The sequence below is a fragment of the Shewanella sp. SG44-6 genome, from assembly GCF_014164185.1.
GTDB classification, from domain to species: Bacteria; Pseudomonadota; Gammaproteobacteria; order Enterobacterales; family Shewanellaceae; genus Shewanella; species Shewanella vesiculosa.
Genome location: NZ_JACJER010000067.1, coordinates 1 through 26,931, shown reverse-complemented (window position 1 = coordinate 26,931; position 26,931 = coordinate 1). Strand labels below are relative to the sequence as shown.

At 42.3% G+C, this 26,931-nt stretch carries 28 protein-coding genes and 1 pseudogene; 21 read left to right on the top strand and 8 right to left on the bottom strand.

Annotated elements, in window-relative coordinates; translation table 11 throughout:
- The 4 genes from H5185_RS13195 to H5185_RS13180 all read left to right on the top strand — a co-directional run.
- The coding region (locus tag H5185_RS13195) for a hypothetical protein (protein ID WP_182742335.1) at window positions 1-470 on the top strand (470 nt) is incomplete at its 5' end.
- Between the two features lie 13 nt (window positions 471-483).
- A complete protein-coding gene (locus H5185_RS13190; RefSeq protein WP_182698745.1) occupies window positions 484-1,161 on the top strand; it encodes a response regulator transcription factor in 678 nt (225 codons plus the stop codon).
- Window positions 1,162-1,228: 67 nt separating this feature from the next.
- Entirely contained in the window at window positions 1,229-2,470 is a 1,242-nt protein-coding gene (locus tag H5185_RS13185) for a HAMP domain-containing sensor histidine kinase (protein WP_182698724.1), read from the top strand.
- Between the two features lie 36 nt (window positions 2,471-2,506).
- On the top strand, window positions 2,507-3,181 hold the full coding sequence (locus H5185_RS13180) for a TIGR01621 family pseudouridine synthase (protein WP_182742334.1): 675 nt from the start codon (window positions 2,507-2,509) through the stop codon (window positions 3,179-3,181).
- Between the two features lie 303 nt (window positions 3,182-3,484).
- Here the strand turns inward: H5185_RS13180 and H5185_RS13175 are convergent, their stop codons facing one another.
- On the bottom strand, window positions 3,485-4,693 hold the full coding sequence (locus H5185_RS13175) for a GGDEF domain-containing protein (protein ID WP_182742333.1): 1,209 nt from the start codon (window positions 4,691-4,693) through the stop codon (window positions 3,485-3,487).
- Window positions 4,694-4,847: 154 nt separating this feature from the next.
- Between H5185_RS13175 and H5185_RS13170 the strand changes: the two genes are divergently transcribed.
- A complete protein-coding gene (locus H5185_RS13170) occupies window positions 4,848-5,015 on the top strand; it encodes a YqaE/Pmp3 family membrane protein (protein WP_124017736.1) in 168 nt (55 codons plus the stop codon).
- Between the two features lie 105 nt (window positions 5,016-5,120).
- A complete protein-coding gene (locus H5185_RS13165; RefSeq protein ID WP_182742332.1) occupies window positions 5,121-5,315 on the top strand; it encodes a DUF2986 domain-containing protein in 195 nt (64 codons plus the stop codon).
- A 33-nt stretch (window positions 5,316-5,348) separates the two neighbouring features.
- On the opposite strand, the gene moeB is transcribed toward H5185_RS13165, so the two are convergent.
- Together moeB and glp are read right to left on the bottom strand one after the other, a co-directional pair.
- A complete protein-coding gene (moeB, locus tag H5185_RS13160) occupies window positions 5,349-6,119 on the bottom strand; it encodes a molybdopterin-synthase adenylyltransferase MoeB (RefSeq protein WP_182698729.1) in 771 nt (256 codons plus the stop codon).
- A 7-nt stretch (window positions 6,120-6,126) separates the two neighbouring features.
- Window positions 6,127-7,380, bottom strand: coding sequence for a gephyrin-like molybdotransferase Glp (gene glp / locus H5185_RS13155; protein ID WP_182742331.1), 1,254 nt, complete (start codon window positions 7,378-7,380; stop codon window positions 6,127-6,129).
- A gap of 136 nt (window positions 7,381-7,516) precedes the next feature.
- Between glp and H5185_RS13150 the strand changes: the two genes are divergently transcribed.
- Window positions 7,517-7,834, top strand: coding sequence for a GIY-YIG nuclease family protein (locus tag H5185_RS13150; protein WP_259396219.1), 318 nt, complete (start codon window positions 7,517-7,519; stop codon window positions 7,832-7,834).
- 8 nt (window positions 7,835-7,842) lie between these two features.
- On the opposite strand, the gene H5185_RS13145 is transcribed toward H5185_RS13150, so the two are convergent.
- The 4 genes from H5185_RS13145 to hslR form a co-directional block, all read right to left on the bottom strand.
- Window positions 7,843-9,702, bottom strand: a complete 1,860-nt coding sequence (locus H5185_RS13145; RefSeq protein WP_182742329.1) for a M14 family metallopeptidase — start codon at window positions 9,700-9,702, stop codon at window positions 7,843-7,845.
- Between the two features lie 177 nt (window positions 9,703-9,879).
- On the bottom strand, window positions 9,880-11,436 hold the full coding sequence (locus H5185_RS13140) for a phosphoenolpyruvate carboxykinase (protein WP_124017730.1): 1,557 nt from the start codon (window positions 11,434-11,436) through the stop codon (window positions 9,880-9,882).
- 253 nt (window positions 11,437-11,689) lie between these two features.
- The gene (gene hslO / locus H5185_RS13135; protein WP_124017729.1) at window positions 11,690-12,550 is read right to left on the bottom strand and encodes an Hsp33 family molecular chaperone HslO; all 861 of its coding nucleotides are present in this window, start codon (window positions 12,548-12,550) and stop codon (window positions 11,690-11,692) included.
- A gap of 25 nt (window positions 12,551-12,575) precedes the next feature.
- Window positions 12,576-12,974, bottom strand: a complete 399-nt coding sequence (gene hslR, locus H5185_RS13130; RefSeq protein WP_124017728.1) for a ribosome-associated heat shock protein Hsp15 — start codon at window positions 12,972-12,974, stop codon at window positions 12,576-12,578.
- Window positions 12,975-13,238: 264 nt separating this feature from the next.
- Between hslR and gspC the strand changes: the two genes are divergently transcribed.
- The 12 genes from gspC to H5185_RS13070 all read left to right on the top strand — a co-directional run bounded on the left by gspC (window position 13,239) and on the right by H5185_RS13070 (window position 24,796).
- On the top strand, window positions 13,239-14,153 hold the full coding sequence (gspC, locus tag H5185_RS13125) for a type II secretion system protein GspC (protein WP_124017727.1): 915 nt from the start codon (window positions 13,239-13,241) through the stop codon (window positions 14,151-14,153).
- A 24-nt stretch (window positions 14,154-14,177) separates the two neighbouring features.
- A complete protein-coding gene (gspD, locus tag H5185_RS13120) occupies window positions 14,178-16,307 on the top strand; it encodes a type II secretion system secretin GspD (RefSeq protein ID WP_182742328.1) in 2,130 nt (709 codons plus the stop codon).
- Window positions 16,300-17,859 (top strand): type II secretion system ATPase GspE, encoded by a 1,560-nt coding sequence (gene gspE, locus H5185_RS13115; protein ID WP_124017725.1) that lies wholly within the window; start codon window positions 16,300-16,302, stop codon window positions 17,857-17,859. The genes gspD and gspE overlap by 8 nt, the downstream gene beginning before the upstream one ends.
- 3 nt (window positions 17,860-17,862) lie before the next feature.
- Entirely contained in the window at window positions 17,863-19,095 is a 1,233-nt protein-coding gene (gene gspF / locus H5185_RS13110; protein ID WP_182742327.1) for a type II secretion system inner membrane protein GspF, read from the top strand.
- 86 nt (window positions 19,096-19,181) lie between these two features.
- Complete coding sequence (gene gspG / locus H5185_RS13105; RefSeq protein ID WP_124017723.1) at window positions 19,182-19,616, top strand: type II secretion system major pseudopilin GspG; 435 nt, start codon at window positions 19,182-19,184, stop codon at window positions 19,614-19,616.
- Between the two features lies 1 nt (window position 19,617).
- Window positions 19,618-20,190, top strand: a complete 573-nt coding sequence (gene gspH / locus H5185_RS13100) for a type II secretion system minor pseudopilin GspH (protein WP_124017722.1) — start codon at window positions 19,618-19,620, stop codon at window positions 20,188-20,190.
- Window positions 20,183-20,605: a type II secretion system minor pseudopilin GspI gene (gene gspI, locus H5185_RS13095; RefSeq protein ID WP_259395340.1), complete on the top strand. Its 423-nt coding sequence runs from the start codon at window positions 20,183-20,185 to the stop codon at window positions 20,603-20,605. The genes gspH and gspI overlap by 8 nt, the downstream gene beginning before the upstream one ends.
- Complete coding sequence (gene gspJ / locus H5185_RS13090; RefSeq protein WP_182742326.1) at window positions 20,586-21,299, top strand: type II secretion system minor pseudopilin GspJ; 714 nt, start codon at window positions 20,586-20,588, stop codon at window positions 21,297-21,299. Before gspI ends, gspJ begins: the two co-directional genes overlap by 20 nt.
- On the top strand, window positions 21,299-22,285 hold the full coding sequence (gene gspK / locus H5185_RS13085; RefSeq protein WP_182742325.1) for a type II secretion system minor pseudopilin GspK: 987 nt from the start codon (window positions 21,299-21,301) through the stop codon (window positions 22,283-22,285). Before gspJ ends, gspK begins: the two co-directional genes overlap by 1 nt.
- Window positions 22,286-22,335: 50 nt before the next feature.
- Entirely contained in the window at window positions 22,336-23,547 is a 1,212-nt protein-coding gene (gene gspL / locus H5185_RS13080) for a type II secretion system protein GspL (RefSeq protein WP_182742324.1), read from the top strand.
- 1 nt (window position 23,548) lies between these two features.
- Window positions 23,549-24,025: a type II secretion system protein M gene (locus tag H5185_RS13075; RefSeq protein ID WP_182742323.1), complete on the top strand. Its 477-nt coding sequence runs from the start codon at window positions 23,549-23,551 to the stop codon at window positions 24,023-24,025.
- Between the two features lie 9 nt (window positions 24,026-24,034).
- On the top strand, window positions 24,035-24,796 hold the full coding sequence (locus tag H5185_RS13070) for a type II secretion system protein N (protein ID WP_182742322.1): 762 nt from the start codon (window positions 24,035-24,037) through the stop codon (window positions 24,794-24,796).
- A 146-nt stretch (window positions 24,797-24,942) separates the two neighbouring features.
- On the opposite strand, the pseudogene H5185_RS13065 reads toward H5185_RS13070, so the two are convergent.
- Window positions 24,943-25,272, bottom strand: a pseudogene (locus H5185_RS13065) (HAD-IA family hydrolase); the annotation flags it as partial.
- Window positions 25,273-25,642: 370 nt separating this feature from the next.
- Between H5185_RS13065 and nudE the strand changes: the two are divergent.
- Together nudE and H5185_RS13055 are read left to right on the top strand one after the other, a co-directional pair.
- Window positions 25,643-26,221: an ADP compounds hydrolase NudE gene (nudE, locus tag H5185_RS13060; protein WP_124017787.1), complete on the top strand. Its 579-nt coding sequence runs from the start codon at window positions 25,643-25,645 to the stop codon at window positions 26,219-26,221.
- A gap of 138 nt (window positions 26,222-26,359) precedes the next feature.
- Window positions 26,360-26,931, top strand: a 572-nt coding sequence (locus tag H5185_RS13055) for a 3'(2'),5'-bisphosphate nucleotidase CysQ (protein WP_182742321.1), incomplete at its 3' end; no start/stop codon positions are given.

Below are 26,931 nucleotides of genomic sequence, written 5' to 3'. Positions count from 1 at the left end.
CCCCATCTATGCATTCCTTATTGATAAATGGTAACTTTTTAAAGCCCATTTCTGTCATGGAGCAATTAGAACAACAAGATCAAGGTACAATTTGTGACTTTGATGTTGACGTTGAGGAAGGCTTGCTGGTATATAAAATTTCTATGGTTAACGTAGAAACCCACCGAATCAATAAATACGAATATCGTGCCTTAGACGGTATATTATTAACTGAAAAATCGTCTGCCTACGCAAGTGATGATACTGGTCAAGTTAATGCTGCTAAAATGCTCGAAGCTAAACATATGAAGTTTTCAGAATTAGTGACTCTTGCGATAGAAAATCAGCAAGGATATTTAACAAAGGCAGAATTGGACCACGATTTATCAATTAGTTATCTCGAATTAAAATTACTCAATCAAGATAGTAGAAGTACCATTGCTTTCGATATTGAAACTCTACGTCCTCTACCTCTGCTCAAATGGGATTAAAGACTCTATGACTATGCGTATTTTACTGGTTGAAGATGATGCTACTACATTAAAGTATGTAGCTGATGGATTTACTGCTCAGAAATATCAAGTCGACAGTGCGACGGATGGTCAGGAAGGTCTGACGTTAGCCAAACATAATCAATATGATTTATTGATCCTCGACCGTATGTTGCCTAAGTTAGATGGCTTAACGTTATTATCAGCTCTGCGTACCAGTGGCAACAAGACACCGGTACTTATTCTATCGGCCTTGAGCCATGTTGATGAACGCGTAAAAGGTTTACGTGCCGGTGGTGATGACTACATGACTAAGCCATTTGCGTTTGCAGAGCTATTAGTGCGTGCGGAAAAACTTGCTCAACGTAATGTGGTTGAACCTGCTGCCACTGATATTGAAGTGGGTAGTCTAAAAATGGAGTTATTAACCCGTAAAGTTACCCTTGATGACAGCGAGTTAATGCTACAACCCAAAGAATTCCAATTACTTAAATATCTAATGGAGCATCCTAATCAAGTCATTAGCCGCACATTACTATTTGAAGCAGTATGGGATTACCATTTTGATCCTCGTACTAACGTGATTGATGTGCACATTGCCAAGTTACGTCGCAAGTTTGAAGAGCTTGGGCATGGTGAGCTAATTGAAACCGTAAGAGGGGCTGGATATCGCCTTTGCAAAAGGCATTAAGCCTTACCAAAGTAGTGCGTGGCGGATCACGCTGATCTTCTCTACATTAGTAACAATATTGATTGTTATGTTGGTGCTTAGTCTCTATCGACAGCTAGTGATTGAGCAACAAAATCAGGTAGATAAACATCTTGCTGCAGAAATGCAACGTTATCAGCAGTTGGCTTTAACAGTCAATCGCCGTAGTTTTGCTGCTCAAATTCGTGCTGCCGATCCCAAAACAGCCTTGATTGCCTGGCGCAACAGCGTTGATATGGTCGGCGCACTGACTTTTTTACCTGAAAACATGCCGCAACTGCCTGAAACCAGAGATTTCCCTATTTTTACCGGCGGTCCAGATAAGCTGCATATTCTCACCGGTGGCCTAGTTATTACCCGTTATGGTCCAGTCCTTATTGCGACGCGAACTGATCAGTTAGCGGCACTAATTGAGAAATTCATTAATGCTGCTTTCTGGGCGGTGGCATTTACCTTAGGACTGACACTGGCATTAGGGTATATATTCTCAAAAGCCATTCTTAGACGACTGGTCGAATACAACCGCTTAAGTGAACAAATTGAAGCTGGACACTATGAGACGCGCTTGCCGGTAAGTGAAAGCCAAGATGAGTTTGATATGCTTGCGCGGCAATTTAATTTGGTGCTCGACACATTAGAGCAAAACTTGCGTGCGGTTCGGGGTGTAACCGATAATATTGCCCATGATTTACGAACCCCGTTGTCACACTTACGTATCGGGATTGAGCTATTATCGCAAAAACCTACCGCTGAACTTGCTGATGCCACCGCCGAGTTACTCGAAGAGTTAGATCACTGCTTGGGAACATTTGATGCCATGTTATCGTTAACTCGCATCGAAGAAGGCCAGCAAATGCTAGATTTACAGCCTGTGAGTTTGCAGCAAATCTGTCAAGATTTATTCGAAATGGCGGAAGTGATTGCCGAGAGTCGCGACCAAGTGCTGAAAATCAGCTTAGAAGATGATATTCAGGTTAATGGCGACAAGTATTTGCTGTTCCAAGCCTTGTTTAATCTGGTTGATAACGCGATCAAGTATTCCCCAGACGGTGCAACAATTAGCATTATCCAACAGGGGAAGCATATTCAAATTAGCGACAATGGCCCGGGTATTATTGACGAAGATAAAGAGCGAGTATTTGATCGCTTAGTCCGTTTAGACCCTAGTCGTCATTACAAAGGCACTGGGTTAGGTTTGTCGATGGTGAAGGCCATTCTATCGCGCCATAAAGCGACCATTTCACTACACGATAATAATCCGGGTTTGCTGGTGAGTATTCACTTTAAATAATAGTGCACTCGGCATTTAATCCTGGTTGGATAATTTATGTATCAACTGCTCAGTGATCAAACAGATTTTATTATTATCAGTAAGTCTGCCAATGTCCATTTTCACAGCCAAGATGGCACTGCTGGAGTGATTGCTCAGGCTGAGGCTGATTTAGGCTATAAGCTTTATCCGGTTCATCGCCTCGATACGCCTACATCTGGTTTATTGATTGTGGCTAAATCGCCACAAGCGGCCAATGTATTCACTCAGATGTTTACTCAGCATCAAGTACAAAAATATTATTTAGCCATTGCCTGTGGTAAGCCTAAAAAGAAGCAAGGTTGGATTATTGGCGATATGGCTAAGTCGCGTCGCAGCATGTATAAATTACTGCGAACCACTGATAACCCCGCAGTTACACAGTTTTTTAGTCAGAGCATTGCCCAAGGAATACGGCTGTACTTGCTCAAACCGCTCAGTGGTAAAACTCATCAATTACGAGTGGCTTTAGCCAGTATTGGCGTGCCTATTTTAGGCGATCAACTTTATGGTAATGAGCTCAGTGATAGGTGCTATTTGCATGCGTACAGTTTGCATTTTAGTTATCTAGATAAGACTTATGTTTTCCAACATGTGCCATCATTCGGAGAACACTTTCTATTGCCTCAATGCCAACAACTTATTGGTAATCAGTGGCAATCGCCGAGTGATTTGTCTTGGCCAAGTAAGTGATAGTTTTTTCTATTAATAAGAATATCGGTGCATTTCTATTACCCAAGTTGAGGTTTATCTAACCTGCTGTTGCAATACAGTTGCGGCCGGCTTTTTTTGCATCATACATGGCTTTGTCGGCTTGAGCTAAAATGTGCTTAATGGGGTTTTTGGGGGGACAATAGCGCAACCAATGCTTGCCGTTATACTAAGCCTCTCTTCACCAGTATCAATTACCAGTTCTGCAAGTTCTTGCTGACATCGTAAAGCCATTTCATGCGCCTGCGCTAGTGTGAACTAAATCTGCAAAAGGGCTCGTACTGACTATTGCCGGGTTGTGGAGATTATTTCACTGGCTTGCTCTATCGAGTCAAGCGAACAAATCGTATTACGCCCCCTACTTTTTGCGAGATACATAGCATCATCAGCTAGCTGTAATAGTTGTTCAATACTGAGGTGAGTTTTACAGGTCGCATAACCAATACTGAGGGTGGTGCTGATGTGTTTTTTTTGCCACACGATGACGCTTTCTTTGATTTTTTGTTGTATCTTTTCGGCCACAATTTGAGCCTCTTTTTTATCAGTTAACGGCAGTATGATGAGAAACTCCTCACCACCATAACGACAAATAAAATCGATTTTACGCAGTGTGTTTTGTAACGTTTCAGCTGTGTGCTTGAGCACTTTATCACCGGCTAAATGTCCATATGTATCATTGATACGTTTGAAATGGTCTAAGTCGAGTACCATTAAGCTATAAGCTAAATCATTTCGTAACCACAAGGCATCAACCTGCTTGAGTTTGTCCAGTAATGCATGCCTATTCCATAAGCCGGTTAATTGATCCTTGTTAGCTAACCGCGCCACTTTGAACACTAATCGAGCCAGAGCATTACCAAATAATACTAGATTAGTTAATAATAACAGTATGATATAGCTCCATAATACTAAGGGTGAGTTAAGTTTGTCGGCGGCAGAAATATGCGCAAGTTGTTGTGGAGAAAATAACAAAACAATTGCTCGGATGATAAATAATAAACCAATAGTAAAAAAGGGCACGTTAAGTAAGGCGGCATAATAAAGCGGTAAGTGTTTTTTTACTGCCCGAAAATTATCAATACCACTGAGGGAAATGAAGATAGCTGCAGTCATGCTCATCACAATGACTAAGTAAACGGCATAGATCACTGAGGGAGGTACTAACAGCATTAATAGTGCCGCAGTTGTCAGCAATATTAGATCAAAACGGTAGGATAAAGCTTGTTTAAATAAGTATTGGCAGCCCCAACGCACCAGAGCAAATCCCAAGAGTATTGTCATGTCAGCAACAAACCAGTATAAATAGTTAATTGCTTCAGTGCGTTGAGTGTAAAGTAAAATGCCGATAACAGTGAAAGTGTTAGCCGCAGCGAAGCACCAACTGGCTTTGGGTGCTATGCGTAATAGAGTGGCAAGCAATGTCCAAGCTATTGCACAGCTAAGCGCAATTAAGCTGAAAAATTGTACAAAAACAATACTCTGGCTATTTTCCATATGACTCATTACTATCGGGAAGAAGACGGTTCCATGATGCAATATCAATATACAAACAAAATAATAGGATAATTATTCTAGTTAACAACTTGTATCGTATACTCTTTTTATAATAGTTATAGCTAAATTAATCAATTTAAATAAGGCAACGAAAATGGATACTAATAAATTATTACTAGTGATTATTGCGATTTTGCTTCCACCTGTGGCGGTATTGCTCAAAAAAGGTATGGGCAAGGATTTATTAATTAATATCCTATTATGTATTTTCTTTTTTGTCCCCGGGCTTATTCATGCTTTGTGGGTAGTATTACAAGAGTAAAGGCTAGTATATGATGCCGCTGAGTCGCTGATAAGTTGGAATCGATAGGGTTTCAATCATTTTAAGATTATAATTGCTTGGTAGAAATGCTATTAAGTGACCAACATGAATCGTAAAAAGAAAATTAATCAAACCCTGAAAGCTAAAGCCAAGAAGGCCAATGCTAAACTCCATGCAGCCAATAAATCTCCTTATATTGCCAAAGCCGATCGCGAAAAGCTTATGCAAGCGCAATTGATAGCCGCGCCAACAGTAGGTTTAGCTGACAGTGAATCAAGTGATACAGATACTATCCAGTAGCATCTGTATCATGAACTCGCGATGTCGTTTCACTTACGCATGTACACCACAGATTTTACACTGGGGTTGTTTAGGCAAGCGCATTTGTCTAAATTCCATGGTCATGGCATCTATCATTAGCAACTTCCCAGTTAACGCTTGACCGATACCTGTGATGACTTTTATCGCTTCAGTTGCTTGAATGCAGCCTATCATGCCAACCACTGGAGCAAGAATACCCGCTTCGACGCAGGTTAATTGCTGCTCGCCAAATAAAGCGCTAAAACACTGATAACACGGGCTATCTTCTCGGTAGTCAAAGACGGTTACCGTGCCTTCCATTCTGATTGCAGCAGCAGATACTAAGGGGACTTTGTGCTCAAAACAACTTTTGTTGAGCTGTTCTCGAACAAGCATGTTGTCGGTGCAGTCAAGAATTAAGCTGTGCTGGCTTACCGAGGCATTTATCTCATTATCATCTAATTGCGCATTAATGGTATTGAGAGTAATCAATGGGTTTAGCTGCATCAATGCCTGTTTGGCAGACGCCACTTTCGGCTGACCAATATTGGCGTCATGGTGTAATACTTGGCGTTGTAGATTTGAAAGCTCCACCGTATCAAAATCAACTAAGGTGATTTCACCAACCCCCGCCACAGCAAGATATTGGCTTGCAGCACAACCTAAACCGCCAGCGCCAATAATTAACACCTTGGCAAGTTTAAGTTTTTCTTGGCCATCTATATCGATAGCTTTAATCGAAATCTGCCGGCTATAACGCAGCATTTCAGTGTCGGTCAGTATTTCTTGCTCAAGTGAGTCCATAATATTCCTAACACAACACGTTATTAAAAGGCTCTACAGTCACTTGGACACCCTTAGATGTGTCGCCTTGGAATTGATCTAATATTACAAAGCAATTAGCTAAGCTCATTGATGTCAGCATACCCGATCCTTGGCCACCTGTGATGGCCACTTCAAGCTCGCCCGCTTCATTGCGACTGAGTATGCCGCGTTGGTATTCGACTCTGCCAGGATGTTTACGTATATCCGTCAGTAACTTGGCTTGGCAAAATAAAGGCGTAACCGGTTTGAGTCCCTGCATCTTTTTCAAAATAGGTAATACGAGCTTATAAAAAGTCACCATCGAAGAGACCGGGTTACCGGGTAAACCACAGAAAATAGCATTATCTATTTTACCGAAAGCAAATGGTTTTCCTGGTTTAATGGCCAGTTTCCAAAAGGTGATTTTTCCTTCTTCAGATAAGATTTGTTTAGTAAAATCAGCGTCACCAACAGAGACACCGCCTGATGTGAGCACCATATCCGCTTGGCTAGCCGCTTCTTTAAATGCTCCGCGAATCGCTTCTTTATTGTCGGCTATTACGCCCAAATCAATCCATTCAACATTACTTTTACTCAGTAAGCCTTGGATTGAATAGCGGTTAGAATCATAAATCTGTCCTGGCGCCAATTCGCTTCCCACCGGGCGTAGTTCATCGCCAGTGGAAAAGAAGGCCACTTTTAATTTGCGTGTCACCCTTACTTGGCTGATACCAATGGTGGCGAGTACCCCCATTTCTGCCGCGCGGATAATGACACCACGGTGTAATACTTTTGTACCAGCCAGCAGTTCTTCACCGCGACAGCGCACATTGGCGCCTAAGCGATGTGGATGTTCAATACTAATCTGGTTTTGGTTTGCTTGAGTTTTTTCTTGCATTTGTACGGTATCAAAACCTGGGGGAATAGGAGCACCGGTCATAATGCGGATACAACTATTAGGTAGCACTTTGCCACTGAATGGGTGGCCTGCAAAAGAGCTACCCACTAATGTGAAAGTTGTTTTATCTTGTGATGTCGTTAAGTCTGCAAACCGAAATGCATAACCGTCCATAGAAGAGTTATCAAAAGGGGGTAAATCAATACTTGAGGACAGATCTTCGGCAAGAACCCTGTCGATAGCTTGGGTTAATGTTACCATTTCGGTATCTTGAGTTGCTTCAACTTGAGCTAAAAGTTGCTCAATCGCTTGATCGGGATGCAGCAATGTTGGTTGAGCGCAAGGGTCTTGATTACTAGACATCAGAACTTCCTTAATGAAATGCTAAAATACGAGATAGCGTATTTTGGCTGAAAAAATAGGTGTTTGCATTTTCATGGGGCTTAGTATGCCATGATGGCACAAGCGTTTTATGATCACACTTAAGGTTTTAAATTTTATGCCGAAAAATAACGCCAATGCTGGTTGGTACTTGTACATTATTCGCTGTGCAAATTCACATTTATATACAGGTATTACCACGGACATTGCGCGCCGCTTTGCTGAGCATCAAACAGGCAGTCCAAAAGCGGCTAAATATTTAAAAGGTAAAGGCCCGTTAACCCTGGTTTACCAAGAATCCTTAGCGGATCGAAGTGAGGCATCAAAACGCGAAAGTGCGATTAAAAAACTGTCTCGCCAGCAAAAGTTAGTGTTAATTGAACAGCATCAGCGACTAGGGCGTCACTCTACCAGCGATAACATGCTTGTAGAGTGACGAGCAGATTACTTAGATACCCTTAACACAGGATATTTCATGTATTGGTTATCATAATATGGGCTGCGTTCATAAAACCAACGGAGTCTTGCTTCACTGTCTTTGGCAAAATCAGGGTTCTTTAGTGCGAGATTGAATTCAGCTTGTAGGCCGGGATTCTCTTGTAACATTTTTGCCGCTAAAGGTTCAACCGCATAATCTTCAATGTATTCGGTGCGGGTGAAAATAGGATTAAAAAATCCCCAGTAAAAAAGTGAATCCTCGGCTTGTGGCTCGAGCAGCAGCATGGCTAAATCACCCAAAGGCTGGTCGGTTAGAATACGCACAGTACCAGCAGGAAGATCAGTAGTAACTTTGTGAATGGTCGTGTTGGCGGTGACTGTTTGATGGCCTTCGTAATCAGCACTAGAAAACATGGGCTCGTTGAATTGATATTGCTGTGCGGTTACTGTGGTGACTTGATTAAGACGCGTCATTCTGATGCCGTGTAAAGCGAGACGATCAATCACATCAGCCCACTGTGGTGGAATATAATACGCCACAGGACGCGTCACTGTCACAATCGGTTTGGTATTAGCCACAAGCGGTAAGTTTTTATATAACTTAGGTTCACCTGTCCAGCGTACTACTTTGTCGCCACTGATTGGGCTTTGCTCAATACGGTAATCAATACCTTTAAAGTCTCGCCCTTGTGCTAATGTTTGGTTTTCCCAGCTTAGTGTTAACTTGCTTGGATTTCGGTATTTATCTTCATTGATGGCAGATTTTAGCTTAGTGCTATTTTGGGCCACTGTTTTAAGGGTTTGTTCAAGCATGACATAGGTGCCAAGTACGCGTTGCTTGTAGGGCTTAAGGCTATGGTTTTCAATTAAAATGGTGGGTAAATGACGGGCATCGCCATAGCCATTGGAGAATCGTGGGCTAGGGTTCCAAAGTGATATACCTTTACTCATGTCGGTATTGTCGTTAGCAAAAACTAATGGACCAGGTATGTGGCCTTGTTCTGTTAAGGCTTGTTCTACCTCTGGACGATAAATAGTCTCTAGCCATTTAAAAATGCTCGGGCTGTAACCTTGAGCGAGGTTGTAGCCAAAGGTGACATCATATTGGTAGTCAATGCCATCGGTAACATGGACATCTATGTATAAATCTGGCTGCCAAATATTAATAGTGCGAATAAGGTGCTGCATTTCCAGTGCATCAGCTTTGGCATAATCACGGTTTAAATTAAGGTTTTTAGCCGTAGTACGCCAACCCATGTTCACAGGTCCACGCTGATTAACGCGGTTAAATTTGCTGCTGCGCTCGTGAGCATCAACACTGAAAATAGGGATAAACAGTAAGTTAACGTTTTCAAGTAACTCGCGTTTGTGGTTATGACTGATATCACGCAATAACATCATCCCAGCATCTTTCCCGTCAATTTCGCCAGCATGAATGCCCGCTTGCACTAGCACGGTCGCTTTACCATTATCACTCAATGCTTGCGCAGTTGATGCTCCATCTTGCGACGCAACAATCATCCATATATCTCGGCCTTGGGGACTTTTGCCGATACTAACCAGTTGTAATACATCGCTGCTGTCGACGAGTTTGTTTAACCATTGCACCGTATCATGATAGTTCGGGCTAGAAACGTAACCGTTTTGCTCAAATGGAGTGATCCATGGCTGATCTGCACTTAATAACAAGGTTTCACTTGCACCAGACCAAGGGTGAATTGGCGGCAGTATATTGTCGTTTTCAAAATGTGCAGTGTGCTCTGTTGCGACTATGGGCGTCGAAGATGCAGCATCATCAGCATGAGTGAAAGAAGAACAAATCAGTAACGGACTAACCATTAAACTTGCAAGCAAAAAGCGGCGCATGAATATCCCTGTAAATGGTGATGGTGTTGACATAATAACGGTAATAACATCATAGCATTGCCTATCAACAGTTTCAGTGGCTTTATGCTGTAATTTTACAGATAAAAAATCCCAACCGAAGTTGGGATTTTAGGCATGACATCGCATTATGTTAATTGCGAATTCTTGCTGGCTTATTTAGACGTTTGGGCCAGCATTTTTGATTGCTTCAGACACTTTATATTTAGCAAAGTTGTCACTGAACTCTTGTGCTAGTTGTTGTGCGTATTTGTCATAGTCAGCTTTATTTTCCCATGTATTAACTGGGTTGAGTAAAGCGGTATCTACACCCGATACACTAACAGGTACATTTAGGTTGAGTTTATCGATATGCACTGTGGCAACATCTTTTAATTCACCACTTACAATCGCGTCAACAATGGCGCGAGTGGTTGGAATATCAAAACGTTTGCCTACACCGTGTGGACCACCTGTCCAGCCGGTGTTAACAAGGTAAACTTGACTACCAAATGACTCAATGCGTTTCATTAGCAGCTCGGCATACACACCTGCAGGACGTGGGAAGAATGGTGCACCAAAGCATGTTGAGAACGTTGACTGGATAGCCGATGTTGAGCCCATTTCTGTTGAGCCCACTTTTGCGGTATAACCCGATAAGAAGTGATACGCTGCTTGCTCTTTGCTTAACACTGACACTGGCGGTAATACACCTGAGACATCACAGGTTAAAAACACAACGGCATGAGGTTCGGCACCACGATTATCTTCTTTACGCTGAGCGATATGCTCTAAAGGATAGGCTGCACGACTGTTTTCGGTCAGGCTAGTGTCTTTATAGTCAGGCACTCGCTGTTCATTCAGTACGACGTTTTCCAACACAGTTCCAAAACGAATCGCATCCCAAATCACTGGTTCATTTTTCTGGCTCAGGTCGATACATTTAGCATAACAACCACCTTCGATATTAAACACGCCACCCGGAGCCCAGCCGTGTTCATCATCACCAATTAAGAAGCGTTTTGGATCAGCGGATAGGGTTGTCTTACCTGTACCCGATAAACCGAAAAATAATGTGGTATCACCATCATGGCCAACATTGGCCGAGCAATGCATTGGTAATACACCTTTAGCAGGTAATAAGAAGTTCTGTACTGAGAACATCGACTTCTTCATTTCGCCAGCGTATTTTAAGCCCGCAAGCAGCACTTTTCTCTCGGCAAAGTTAAGAATAACCGCCGCGTCAGAATGGGTGCCATCACGATCAGGTTCACACACAAACCCAGGTGCATTGATAATTTGCCATGTGTCTTTGTTGCCACGATTAAAGCTTTCTGGCGCGATGAATAAGTTACGAGCAAACAGCTGATGCCAAGCATATTCAGTGGTTACACGCACTGGAATATAATGATCATCATCAGCGCCGACTTCAAGTTCAGACGTAAATAACTCTTTGTCTGCAAGGTAAGCTTCTACACGGCCCCATAATGCATCGAATTTACCCGCTTCAAATGGACGGTTTACTTTGCCCCATTCAATATCCGCTTCTGTATTTGCCTCTTTGACAATAAAACGGTCATTAGGCGAGCGACCTGTTCTTTCTCCTGTTTTGGCCACTAAGGCACCATTCGCGGTGAGCTGACCTTCTCCACGAAGAAGCGCTATTTCTACCAGCTGTGCTGTCGTAGGGTTAAGGTGAACGCGGTTAGATACATCCGCCATAGTGTTGATCTCCATGTCTTTTAGGTCGTGTTTCGCAGTGAATCGCTATTGGGGTTAGGTGTTCAAACTTAGCTTGATATTATTTTTTGCGCGGAGGCTATAAGCTAATGTCAGGGATTGTAACGCAAGTTAATGTTTTGGTAACGAACAGTTTGGTAATATTTTTGAAAGTTATTTTGTTTTGAGGGGGTTTTTAGTGATTTTTAAGGCAAAAAAAGCGCATTGCGCGCTTTTTTGTAATGGGTTACGTAGGTTGTAACGGTATGAATTACTGTTTTGACTGACTGCTATGGCTGCCCGAATATAGTGCGGCAATATCTATTGCGTCAAAAGCGTATTTTGCTGTGCAGTATTCGCAATCCATTTCGATTTTGCCATCTTCAGCCAAAATGGCCTCAACTTCATGTTGTGATAAGGTCTTGATAGCAGCGCCACTGCGTTCATATGAACAGCTACATTTAAAGGTAACATCAACAGGGTCAAATAAACGTACTTCTTCTTGATGATACAAGCGATGTAATACCTGTTCAGCATCCAGTGTGAATAGCTCTTCTGCTTTAATTGTAGCGGTCAATGCTGCTAAATGTTCAAAATCATCCGTTTGATCTGACTTCGATGGCAATACTTGCAGCAGCATACCTGCAGCTTGTTTGCCGTTAGCAAATAACTGAATTTGAGTTGGTAATTGCTCTGATTGATTAAAATATTCTTCTAAACATGCGGCTAGATTGACATGGTCTAGTGATACGATACCTTGATAACGTTCACCTTCATCAGGTGTTAAGGTGATCACCATGTAGCCTTTACCAAACATTTCCTGCAGGCTCGCATCATCTGCAATATCATCATTCCAACGGGCAACACCACGTAAAACTTGCTTATTGTTACCATTAATTACCGCTAAAGAAACCGGGCCATCGCCTTGTAACTGCACGCTAATATCGCCATTAAATTTAATGGTGGCGGTCAGTAATGATGTTGCCGCCATTAACTCACCAATTAGATGCTCTATTGCCACGGGATAAGTATGTGCAGAAAGCACTTCTTGGTAGCTATTTTCTAATTGGACTATTTCGCCACGCACATCGACGTTATCAAAAATGTAGCGATGTAAAATATCGTTGTTCATTTGTATTCTCTTACTCTTTGGGCGCTTAGTAGTCTTTAAAGCGCATAATCTGTCGTCTTTGTTTTTTATCCGGTTTATGATCTGGGGCCGGATTGTTCAATATATTTAACCGTCTTGCTTCAGCGTTTATAATCCGTTTACTGATGCTTTCTGGTGTTTCTTCGTATAGGGTTTGCGCTACATTGGCGCTTTGTCTATGACCAGATAATTGGATGACAAAAACCTCTTTATCATCATTACCTTGACGAAGACGGATTTTTGCACCGACTTCTGCATTCTTACTGGATTTAGTCCGTTGGCCGTTGTAATGTACTTTACCGCCATTGATCATGTCTTTTGCGATAGCGCGGGTTTTATAAAAACGTGCCGCCCATAACCATTTGTCGAGCCGAATAACGCTTTTTTCGGGCTGAGTTTGAGTCAAATGACCTCCAAAACAGGGATGATTTCACAGACTGAGTAACCTAACTGCCATACAATGTGTGTATTATCGTAATAGAGGGCAATATTATGGCTCTTTTATGGTCGCAAAGTTAGCATATTTGATGGAGATTCGCCAATCGATATGCTCTGGGGTTGTCGCTTTATCCTGTGTGAGTTAGCATGACGACTTCACATATATTTAACGAATTTTATTAACAATTAGAACAGAGACCTGTACCAAGGCGTATAGAGGGTCCAATAACATATGGATTTATTAGATAAACTGATCACCAACGCAGCAAAAATACCGCATAAACGATTGAGTATGATTGTATTTTGGCTGGGATTGATCATTGTGTTGCTACTCGCAGCACAAATCACATGGAAGTTGATGCCAGTATCATCGCAATCTGCGGTGTGGCAACCATCCCCCATCTCTGCGGGCACTGCAAAGCGTATTGAGCTTGCCGGTGTGCGTGACCTATTTCTTTTTGGCCGCTTAGACAATAACAACGACAAGCCTAAAGTTGAAGTCGTAGAGCAAATAACAGATGCACCTAAAACAAACTTGTCAATTCAATTGACGGGAGTTGTTGCATCCACCGAGGAAGCTCAAGGCTTAGCCGTCATTGAATCAAGTGGTCAACAAGAAACGTATAGCTTAGGCGATAAAATTAAAGGGACTTCGGCTTCTTTAAAAGAGGTTTATGCTGACAGGATCATTATCAGTAACAGTGGCCGTTATGAAACCTTAATGCTTGATGGGCTTCAATACACCACACAAGGTGCGGCAAACACCCAGTTACAACAAGCTAAAGTTGATCAACAGGTCACTCGAGTTGATCGTCGCGATAATGAACGTTTTTCTGAAGATCTGTCTAATTCTCGTGACGAGTTGCTAGCAGACCCCAGTAAAATTACAGACTTTTTAGCTATTTCACCGGTACGTAATGGTGATGAATTAGCGGGTTACCGTTTAAACCCTGGCAAAGACGTCGCATTGTTTAAGCAAGCGGGTTTTCAGGCTAATGATTTAGCCAAATCAATAAATGGATTTGATCTGACCGATATGGGTCAGGCATTAGAAGTGATGGCACAATTGCCTGAGCTCACCGAAATGGCTGTCATGGTTGAGCGTGAAGGGCAGTTGGTCGAAATCATGTTTAGTTTGCCAGAATAATTTGGCGTTAGAGGATTGAGTAGAATGAATAATAAAGGGATCCGACATAAGATTATTGCTGGAATGCTGATGGGAGCTGCGATGATAGCAGCACCAAGTGCTTGGTCGGAACAATATGCCGCCAATTTTAAGGGCACTGACATTCAAGAGTTTATTAATATTGTCGGTAAAAACCTCAATAAAACCATTATTGTAGATCCAACCGTACGTGGCAAAATCAATGTCCGCAGTTACGATTTACTCAATGATGATCAATATTACCAATTCTTCCTTAACGTACTTCAAGTGTATGGTTATGCCGTGGTTGAAATGGAAAACCATGTCATTAAAGTGATTAAAGATAAAGATGCCAAAATGGCTGCTATTCGGGTTGCCGATGACAAAGCTCCAGGTGTCGGCGATGAAATGGTTACCCGTATCGTGCCTTTATACAATTCTGAAGCTAAGCAGCTCGCACCATTACTTCGACAGTTAAATGATAATGCTGGTGGCGGTAACGTCGTCAACTATGACCAATCAAATGTACTAATGATTTCTGGCCGTGCAGCGGTAGTCAACAAGCTGGTAGAAATTGTTCGTAGAGTCGATAAGCAAGGCGATACAGATGTGCAAGTAGTGGCATTAGACTATGCCTCTGCAGGTGAGATAGTTCGAATTGTAGATACTCTTTATCGTTCCAGTGCTAATCAATCACAACTTCCAGGTCAAGCACCTAAAGTGGTCGCGGATGAACGCATGAATGCGGTGATTGTCAGCGGCGATGAGAAAAGCCGCCAGCGTGTGATTGAACTGATTAAGCGTCTCGATGCCGAACAAGCGAGTACCGGTAACACCAAAGTACGTTATTTACGTTACGCCAAGGCAGAAGACTTAGTTGAAGTATTAACTGGTTTTGCACAAAATTTACAAGACAATAAAGAGGGCGCTAGTGCCCAAGGCAACTCAAGTAAGCGTCGTAGTGATATCAATATTATGGCCCACAGTGACACTAACTCTTTGGTGATTAGTGCTGAGCCCGATCAACTGCGTACTATTGAAAGTGTGATTAATCAGCTTGATATTCGCCGTGCGCAAGTGCTCGTTGAAGCCATTATTGTTGAAATAGCCGAAGGCGACAACGTTGGTTTTGGCGTGCAATGGGGTAGCGAAGCGGGCGGGCTGACTCAGTTTAACAATATCGGTCCAACGATTGGTGAAGTGGGTGCTGGGGTCTGGGCTGCACGTAAAACCGATGGCACTAGCGTGACGACTATTGATGGTAATGGCAATCCAGTTACTACCACTAATCCAACCTCTGAAGGCGACTTTACGTTGATCGCGCAAGCACTCGGTAAAGTCAATGGTATGGCCTGGGGCGTGACGACAGGTAACTTTGCCGCGTTAATCCAAGCCGTTTCAAGTGATACTAATTCAAACGTATTAGCCACACCGTCGATTACTACGCTCGATAACCAAGAGGCGTCGTTTATAGTTGGTGATGAAGTGCCCATTATTACCGGTTCAACCTCAAGCTCTAATAATGACAACCCTTTCCAAACGGTAGAGCGAAAGGAAGTGGGGGTTAAGCTGAAAGTCGTACCGCAAATTAACGAAGGTTCATCGGTTAAATTAACTATCGAACAAGAAGTGTCGGGTGTTAATGGTAACACTGGCGTAGACATCAGTTTCTCTACACGCCGTTTAACCACTACTGTCATGGCAGATTCAGGCCAAATTGTCGTCTTGGGCGGTTTAATTAACGAAGAAGTTCAAGAAAGTATTCAAAAAGTTCCAATTCTTGGTGATATTCCTTTTATTGGTCATTTATTTAAGTCTTCTTCTAGCAAGAAAACCAAAAAGAATCTGATGATTTTCATCAAGCCCACTATTATCCGTGATGGCATTACAATGGAAGGTATTGCCGGGCGCAAATATAATTACTTCAGAGCATTGCAGATGGAACAACAAGCGCGTGGTATTAACTTAATGCCAAATACTCAAGTACCTGTATTAGATGAGTGGAACCAAGAAAATTATATACCGGACGACGTCAACGACATGCTTGATCGCTATAAAAGCGGCAAAGGATTGAGTACTGATATGCGTGATTCAGATCCCGCTTTACGTACCATCGATGAAAGCATGCAAAAGGACAAGGCTCAAAACAATGACTGATAGCGTGATAACTGAGCCATTAGCCCAAGTATCTAGTGACGTTGCCATGGAAGTGGTCGAAGGTGATGGGGTTTTTCATTCCAACAGTAAAGAACGTTTGCCGTTCGCCTTTTCACATCGCTTTCAATTAGTGTTAGCGAAAGATAACGATCAGCTTTGTCTTTTTTATACTGATAAAACGCCGCTCAGTGCCATGCTAGAAGTACGGCGCTATGCGGGTGTTGAGTTACCGTTGATTAAGCTAGAAGTGGCTAAGTTTGAGGCTAAATTAACTCAAGCATATCAAGCTAACTCCTCTGAAGCTCAACAGCTTATGGAAGATATCGGTAACGAGATGGACTTATTCACTCTGGCCGAAGAATTACCGCAAACCGAAGATTTGCTTGAAGGCGATGATGACGCACCAATTATTAAATTAATTAATGCGTTATTGTCTGAAGCCATTAAAGAAGAAGCCTCAGACATTCACATCGAAACCTATGAGAAACAATTAATTGTTCGTTTCCGTATTGATGGTGTGTTGAAAGAAGTATTAAAGCCAAATCGTAAGTTGTCATCTTTGTTGGTGTCGCGGATTAAAGTGATGGCGCGCTTAGATATTGCCGAAAAACGCCTCCCACAAGATGGACGTATTTCACTGCGTATTGCTGGTCGTGCTGTCGATGTGCGGGTATCAACTATGCCATCGAGTCATGGTGAGCGCGTAGTAATGCGTTTACTGGACAAAAATACCGGTAACTTAGACTTACAACAACTGGGTATGACACCAGGCATTCGTGAAAAATTCGATGAACTAATTCGTAAACCTCACGGAATTATTCTTGTTACAGGGCCTACCGGTTCTGGTAAAAGTACTACCTTGTATGCCGGGTTAACGGAAATTAATTCTAAAGATACTAATATTTTAACGGTTGAAGATCCGATTGAATATGAATTAGAGGGCGTTGGTCAAACTCAGGTCAATACTAAGGTCGACATGACTTTTGCTCGAGGATTACGCGCAATTTTACGTCAAGATCCCGATGTGGTGATGATTGGTGAAATTCGTGATTTAGAAACCGCGCAAATTGCGGTGCAAGCATCATTAACCGGTCACTTAGTGATTTCAACTTTACATACCAATACCGCATCAGGGGCTATTACCCGTTTGCAAGATATGGGGGTAGAACCCTTTCTAGTGTCATCTAGTTTGCTTGGCGTACTCGCTCAGCGTCTAATTCGTACATTATGCCCACAGTGTAAAGAAGCACATGAGCCAGATGAGCGTGAACGTGAGTTACTGGGTATTACTGCGAACGACACCCGTATTATTTATCGCGCTAAAGGGTGTAAGGCTTGTGGCCAAAATGGTTATCGAGGTCGAACCGGTATTCATGAGCTACTTATCGTTGATGACAATGTCCGCGAGTTAATTCATGGCGGCAGGGGCGAATTAGCCATTGAAAAATATGTGCGTAAATCGATTCCAAGTATCCGCCATGACGGTATGAGTAAAGTACTCTCCGGTGTGACCACCCTAGAAGAAGTATTGCGAGTGACACGCGAGGAGTAATCAATGGCGGCGTTTGAATACAAAGCCCTTGATAGCAAAGGCAAACAACAAAAAGGTGTGATTGAAGCTGATACGGCACGCCATGCAAGAAGCCAGCTGCGTGAGCAGCGTCTTATGCCACTGGAACTTCTGCCGGTTAACGAGAAAGAAGCTCGCTCACAGCGTGGTGGGTTTAATCTCGCGAACGTGTTTAAAAAACGTATATCTGTTGCCGAACTGGCCCTGATCACGCGCCAAATTGCGACACTGGTAGCTGCGGGCTTACCGATTGAAGAAGCACTAAAAGCGGTTGGACAACAGTCTGAAAAAGATCGTTTAGGCAGCATGATTATGGCGGTGCGATCTCGAGTGGTTGAGGGTTACACCTTAGCTGACTCAATGGCTGAATTTCCGCATGTGTTTGATGATTTATACCGTGCAATGGTGGCATCCGGTGAGAAATCAGGCCATCTAGAAGTGGTACTTAATCGTTTAGCTGATTACACCGAACGCCGTCAACAGCTCAAAACAAAGCTAACACAAGCCATGATATATCCCATCGTATTGACTGTGGTCGCCATTGGCGTGATAGCCGTGTTATTGGCGGCTGTAGTACCTAAGGTTGTTGGCCAATTTGAACATATGGGCCAAGAGTTACCTGGCACGACCCAGTTTTTAATACTCGCATCGGATTTTGTGCAGCATTGGGGCGTGGTGGTGGTACTGATTCTCTTCGGTTGTATGATTGTGTTTCAGCGTATGCTGACTAATCCGCAACTGCGAATGAAATACGACACCGCCTTATTGCAAATGCCCGTTATTGGTAAAGTCAGTAAAGGATTAAATACCGCACGTTTTGCGCGTACATTAAGTATTTTGTCAGCAAGCTCAGTGCCGTTACTTGATGGTATGCGTATTGCCAGCGAAGTATTACAGAATGTCAAAGTGCGTGCCGCCGTTGATGAGGCGACGGCGCGAGTCCGCGAAGGAACTAGTTTGGGGGCTGCGTTGACTAATACTAAGCTATTCCCTGCAATGATGTTGTACATGATTGCGTCAGGGGAAAAAAGTGGTCAATTAGAGAATATGCTTGAACGGGCTGCTGATAACCAAGACCGAGAGTTTGAGTCTAACGTCAACATTGCTTTGGGGGTGTTTGAACCCATGCTAGTCGTGAGTATGGCATCGGTTGTATTATTTATTGTAATGGCTATTCTGCAGCCTATTTTAGAGTTAAACAACTTGATCAGCGGCTAGGACTAACCTTGACCTTGCTTGGGTAAACCAAGCTTAACACCGATTTTACGCATGAATATATAGACAATTTTTAGAGGAAGTAATCAATGCAACATAATAATAAACAACGTGGTTTCACCTTACTCGAAGTAATGGTGGTGATTGTTATTTTAGGTATTTTAGCGTCAATGGTTGTGCCGAATTTGATGGGGAACAAAGATAAAGCAGATCAACAAAAAGCGGTGTCAGATATTGTTGCGCTAGAAAATGCATTGGATATGTACAAGTTAGATAACAGTATTTACCCAACAACAGAGCAAGGGCTTGATGCTTTAGTGCAAAAGCCTAGCTCGTCGCCAGAGCCGCGTAATTTCCGCGAAGGTGGCTATGTTAAGCGTTTACCACAAGATCCATGGCGCAATGACTATTTACTTTTAAGCCCTGGTGAAAATGGCAAAATTGATATTTTCAGTGCTGGCCCAGACGGACAGCCAGGTTCTGAAGATGATATCGGAAGCTGGAATTTACAAGATTTTCAATAAAATGGCTCAACATCGTCAAGCCGGTTTCACTTTATTAGAAGTGTTAATTGTGGCATTGCTAATGGGTTTGGTTGCCTCAGCGGTAACCTTATCGATTAGTGTTGCTGGGCCGGAACAAATGCTCAAAAAACAGGCGCAACGTTTTATGTCTGCCACCGAGATGGTGCTAGATGAAAGTGTATTAAGTGGCCAGTTTATTGGGATTGTGATTGACGAAGATCAATATCAGTTTGTGTTCTACAAAGAAGGCAAATGGATGCCTGTTGATCAAGACCGGCTGTTATCGGCTAAAAAAATGGAGGCCGGTATTACCTTAGATGTGGTTATTGATGGCATGCCATTAGTTCAAGAAGACGAGCAAGATGAGTCGTGGTTTGATGAACCTTTTATCGATGAACCGAGCGAAGAAGAAAAAAAGAAACACCCTGAACCGCAAATTTTATTATTTCCCAGCGGTGAGATGACCCCCTTTGAGCTAGGTTTTAATACGGTTAATGATGACCTTCAGCCCGTTAATGTGCTGGTTGTTGGTGATGCGTTAGGCCGCTTAACATTAGGGCGTGTAGATGAGTAAATTCACAGCATATCGACGCCCGCTAAACCTAAGTAATAAGCGTTTATCGACTCGAAACCGTGGTATGACATTACTTGAAGTTATTGTTGCCCTAGCAGTGTTTTCTATTGCAGCAGTATCGGTCACCAAAAGTTTGGGTGAACAAATGGCGAATATGCCCATTTTAGAAGAGCGTACGTTAGCCCAATGGGTGGCCAGCAACCAAATGGTTGATGTGCGATTACCAGGTACTTTTCCAGACATTGGCCAAAAAACCGGTCAGTCAGAACTTGCAGGCCGTGAATGGTATTGGCGTCAAGAAGTGATTAAAACGACAGATGATAAGTTCAGGATGATCCGTATTAGCGTCAGTGACGATGATAAATTTAAGCGTGTTGTTGCCCAGGTGAGTAGTTATGTACATAACAAAGCCTAAGCATTCAAGCGGCTTTACGTTACTGGAAATGCTTATTGCGATTGCGATATTTGCCATGCTGGGGATTGCGGCTAACTCGGTATTGTCGGCGGTGATGAAAAATGATGAAGTGACCCAAGGGTTTGCGACTCGACTTAAGTCATTACAGCAAGGTTTTGGCGCGCTAGAACGTGATCTGGGCCAAATGGTGGCGCGTACACCGCGATCATTTGAAGGCGAACGTAACAATCGATTTTTCCAAGTTGGTGACAATATTCTCGACTCAGAAACCCAAGCATTGGTATTTTACCGTTTAGGCTGGTTAAACCCTGATGGCATGTTACCCAGAGGCAGTTTACAGTCGGTTGCCTATGTGGTTCAAAATGGTCGTCTAGAGCGCTGGTATTATCCTTATCCTGAACCCGTATCGGGTGCAGAGCCACTAAAAAGTGTGGTCATTGATCATGTGTTATCAATTGAGTATTCATTTTATATTGATGATAAATGGCAGAAACAAGTTGATGGAAGCGTAATGCCAAAAGGGATTGCGATGGAAATAGAATTAGAAGGTTTAGGTAAAATCCAGCGTCGATTTTTATTGCCCAAAGGTGCACCAGCGATTAAGTCTGATAAAGACGATCCTAACGATTCAAATAATAAAGAAGACAATAATAGCGAAACTGATCCTAAAATAGATAATGGGAAAAACTCATAATGGGTGGCCAAAAGCAGCGTGGTGTGGCGCTCATCGTGGTTATGTTGATTGTGGCTATGGTAGTGATTATCGCGACCAATATTACCAGTCGTAATCAGCTTTCTATGCGCCGAACGCTTAATTTAGCCCAATATGATCAGGCCTATTGGTATGCGCTTTCTGCCGAAGAGTTGGCGATGAAAGTGCTCAAGCAAGATTTTGAAGATTCAGAAGGTACAGTACATTTACAACAGTACTGGGCGCTAGCGAATGTGGCATTTCCGGCTGAATATGGTGAAATCGTCGGTGAAATACAAGATATGCGGGCATGTTTTAACATTAATGCTGTTGGGCAAGCATCAAAAGAGAATGACAATGGTCAGCCCAAAATGACCGTAGCCGCTAAACAGTTCCAATCGTTACTGATCAGTTTAGGTGTCGATGAGTTTGGTGCAGAGCAGCTGACGTATACTCTAAAAGACTATATTGACGAAGATACGTTATCTGGCCCATACGGGGCTGAGGATGCCGAATATGAGTCGCGTAACGTGCCATATCGTGCAGCCAATACCTTGATGCAACATCGAAGTGAGCTACGTGCTGTAATGGGCTTTAGCCAAAATGTTTATCTGAACATTTTGCCTTATGTGTGTGCAATACCGGGCGAAGATACCCAGTTATTGAATGTGAACACCATTAAAGTTGAGCAAGCCGCTTTACTCGCCGGGATGTTAGAAAATCAAATTTCAGTCAGTGAAGCTGAAAATATTATTAATAATCGCCCAGCTGATGGATATGAAAAAATTGATGACTTTTGGGAAAGTTCGTCTCTGAGTGGCATCAAATCAGAAGCGAACGTAAAGTCGAGTTTTGTGGTCGATAGCAAGTATTTTTTATTAAAAGCTGGCGCCAAAGTCGATAATGCAATATTTAGAATGGAAAGCGTACTTAAGAGCAATGGTAAAGATTTAGATGTGCTCACTAGGCAGTACGGTGGTCAACAATAATAACAAATTCATTGCGTAACAATACGTATTGAGATCGGTGGAGAATAACAGTGTCTGAACGGCTATTTATCCGGTTAGGAAAAACATCAGAACACCCATGTTCATGGCTGGTATGGTCTGAACAAGAGCAAGAAATTATCGCTTCTGGTGAGTTATCTGATGCTGCAAGTCTCAGCACTTTAGCTGATCGCGCGGGTAATCGTCCTGTTGATGTACTTGTGCCTGCGGCCAACATGACATTGACACAAATTATGTTACCCGAAAAAGGTCAACGCCAAGCATTAAAGGCATTGCCTTACATGCTTGAAGAATCATTAGCGACTAATGTCGATAACATGCACTTTGTGGTGGGCCCTCGTGAAGGTGAACTACTCAATGTGGCTGCGGTTGCGCATGAGCAAATGCAAACATGGCTTCAATGGTTGTATGATGCAGGCTTGAAAGTGAAACGCATCGTGCCAGATTGTTTAGCATTACCGTTAGATCAATGTCGTTGGGCAGCAATGAGTGTTGGTAGTGAATATTTAATCAGAACTTCAGAAGGCGGCGGTGTTAGCGTACCTAAAGCATGGGCTGAATTTGCATTACCGCAGTTATTAGCTCAAACGATGCTAAACCACACCGATGCAGATCCTCTTTTGGTAGCGGGTTATAGTGATGATATTGATTTTGTTGGCGTTACAGTTGAAGCCAAGCCTTTAGATTTACCCATGATGATATTAGCCAAGGGCATCTTAAATGCGCCAATGAACTTATTAAGTGGCATTTATAAACCTAAGAGTGAGTACAGCAAACAGCTATTAACCTGGAAAAATACTGCGATTGTGGTGGTGGTGGCGATTGTTTTAGCATTGACGAATAAAGGTTTAGCTATTCATCAACTTAATAAACATACCGCTGAGATAGAAGCTCAAAGCGAAATGCTTTTTAAACAATCTGTCCCTGGGGTTAATCGTATCGTTAATATGCGCTCACAAATGGGCAGTGAATTGCGCAGCATGCAAGGCCAAGGCGGTGGTGCAGTATTTTTTGAAATGCTAGATGGATTAAAGCCTGCATTTAGCAAGGTGCCAGAATTAAAACCCAATACTTTGCGTTATGAGGCCAATCGTAATGAATTACGGATGCAAGTGACTGCAAAAAATTATGCTCAAATCGATAAGTTTAAAGAGATTGTCATGAAAGACTACCTCCTCGAAGGTGGAGCCATGAACAGTAACGAAGAAAGCGTTACCAGTACGCTGACGTTAAGGATTAAATAACATGGAAAATATGCGTAGTTGGTGGCAAAGTTTAGCCATTAGAGAGCAACAGCTGGTTGGTTTTTGTGCCGCAATACTGGTGATCGGTATTTTTTATTGGGGCATTTGGACACCGATTTCCAATGCCCAAGAAACAGCAGAGCGCAATAATAGCGCCGCTCAACAAACGTTAAATTATGTAAAACAAACGGCCAATAAAATTGCTGGTCTGAAACAAGCGGGTGCACAAGCGAAAGTTCGCGGAAGTTTAAGTTCCATTGTTAATCAAACCGCTGGATTATATAAATTAGAGATCACGCGTATGCAGCCGCAAGGCGATAAGATCCAGCTATGGATGGATGATGTACCATTTGATGCGCTACTGGGTTACTTACATGACTTAGTCGAGCAAAAAGGGTTAACGTTAGACAGTGTTGATTTAACGGAATCAGACGTTGCTGGCTTTGTAAAAGTAAGACGTATTCAGCTTTCTCAGTAAGGGTTCTTTGTGAGTTTATTTTCAAAAATAGTCATTGGCGTCATTATTTACCTAGTGTTTTTATTGGTTTATTTACCAGCAAACTGGTTAGTCAGTATTGCTCCGTTACCCAATAATGTTGCCATCAGTGGTGCAGAAGGTAGTCTTTGGCAAGGGCAAGCGTCTTTAGTTACCATCGACCAGCGCCAGATAGAGCAAGTCAGTTGGCAATTAAGTCCTTGGGGATTATTAGTTGGTAAAGCTGATATTGATTTTAAAATCGGCAATCGTGCTACGCCAGTGAGCGGTAAAGGCAGTATTAGTTGGTCATTTTCTGGACTGAGAGCAAACAATATTCGTTTTGACCTGCCGGATAGTTTTTTACTCGCAGGCGCTCGTTTACCATTTAAAACCCAAATTGATGGCGATGTAAGCTTAATGGTTGAAATCTTAGAGCAAGGTAAGCCATGGTGTGAGCAATTAAGCGGTAAATTATTTTTAAATAACACCAACGTTAAAAATCAATATGGTGTTTACCCTTTGGGTAACATCTCATTAGGATTGAGTTGTCTTGATGGCCAGTTAAAAATAGCCACAGATGAAACCCAAAACGTATTAGGCTTAACTGGGAGCGCTATTTTAGGCGAATCAAACTTGGTTAAAGTCAGTGCTAAAATTAAACCGACAGATGCCCAACCTAAAGATTTACGTGAAGCGTTATCATTCTTGGGCCGACAAGATAGCCAAGGATATTATCCTATAAACTATCAAGGTGTTGTGCCTGGTTTATAATGTTTTGAGTAATGAAAAACTCACGTCTTGATATCACTATCAAGGCGTTTTTTTATATCAATGATAAGTCATCTATACATTTGGTTTATAAACCGACTTTGAGAGAACTCTGCTTTTATATGGTGATGATTCAATGTTATCGCGGGCTACAGCAATAAAAGTGCCGATGATAATAATTGGTAATCAGTAATCGCAGGAAAGTCATTAAAATCAATATGAGGTTTCTGGCTGTCTGGATTGCTAATTCCGAGTTGATAACCCACGCCTGCTTTTTTCGATGCAGCTAAAATCACTTCACTGTCATCAATAAATAAACACCGCGATGGATTTAAGTTAAATTTATCAAATGCATATTGCCAAAATTGCGGGTGTTCTTTGGGATAACCGCTTTCATGGCTAGACAGCATCAGGTCTAAACCTTGGTCTAAGTTGGTATGGATTAACTTAAGCGCTAAACTTTGCGGGTGTGCATTAGTTTGACGGCACAGATTGGTACACAGGTATGCATTTAGATTATCAATTTACTCGCAACTGGTCTGCAGGTTTAGGGATGGATTATATCGCTTTGGCACCTAACGATATATTGAGCTATCAATTCAATCTTCGCTATCAGTTCTAATTTTTAGTGGTTTTTATATCCTCTTATCAGCATGTTATTTCTAATGCTTAGATAAGAGGATATTTTTTATGTCGTTATTCTCTCTCTGTTTTGAGTCGTTATCAGCTTATATCATCACCATTTATCGCTGTTTAAGATATTTTCTGCCGATAAAAACAGGTCACATTATTTTTGTGTTTGGTATAAGATTGAAGCTTGTGAAAACGACATCATTTGACGAGGCTTCAATGACACAGCGGCATAAAAAGCCGGAAATCCTGCATACCGAAATTGTTGCCAAAAGCCGACTGTTTCAAATTGAGCAGGTACACCTTAAGTTTTCTAATGGCGTAGAACGTCAATATGAAAGAATGAAAGGGGGTAGCAGAGGTGCTGTGATGATTGTGCCTATTCATCAAGGTAATTTATTATTAGCTAGCGAATATGCCGCCGGCACTGATAATTATGAACTAGGCTTTCCTAAAGGGTTGATCGATCCCGGTGAAACGGCAGTTGAAGCCGCCAATCGTGAGCTTCAAGAAGAAATTGGTTTTGGCAGTTATCAATTAACCCATCTAAAAGAGCTATCGCTTGCGCCAGGCTACTTTTCCAGCAAAATGCATATTTTTGTTGCTGAAAAATTGTATCCTAGTCGTTTAGAAGGTGATGAACCTGAACCGATTGACGTGATCCCTTGGCCACTATCTGATTGGCAGCTATTACTCGATAATGTCGACTTTTCAGAGTCTCGCAGTGTGAGCGCACTTTTTTTAACTCAGCAATATTTGAATATATCAATGCATAACCTTACCGATGAAAATAGTTGAGGGTGAATTTTGCTAACTAATGAGTCAATTCATTTGGTGTATTAATTCTGCATATAACCATACATACAGTAGGCGATAGCCTTGTTTATAGGTGTCCTTGTCAGGTCATCCTTATCGAATCCAGCAATTGGAGTAGTAATGAAGCCAGAAGATGTAATCGAGCAAGTCATAGACATTGCAACGGAAGCTGGGCAAACGATTCGCGAAATTTATCTCAAAGGTAACTTTAAACGCGAAACTAAGTCAGACAATACCCCTGTAACGTCTGCAGATTTAGCTGCCCACGATCTTATTTGTCGTAAGTTAGCTGAGCTAACGCCTGATATCCCCATCCTAAGTGAAGAAGCCGCTGATATTCCTTTGAGTGTCCGCGAAACGTGGAAGCGCTATTGGTTAGTTGATCCATTAGATGGCACTGGCGAATTTATTGCTGGAAGTGGTGATTTTTCTGTCATTATTGCTTTGGTGGAACATAACCGACCTATCATGGGAGTGGTCTATGTGCCGATGACTAAAGTGTGCTATTACGCTATTGCGGGCTTAGGTGCTTATAAGCGAGATGGTAAAAATGAGATCCGTATTACCAGTAAACAATTAACCGGTGATGAACCTGAGAATTTACGTTTGGCGGTCAGTCGTCGCCAAGATCCGCAATCGGTATTAAAGCTACTTAACAAACCTAATCGTTGTGAGTTAGTGGTAATGGGTGG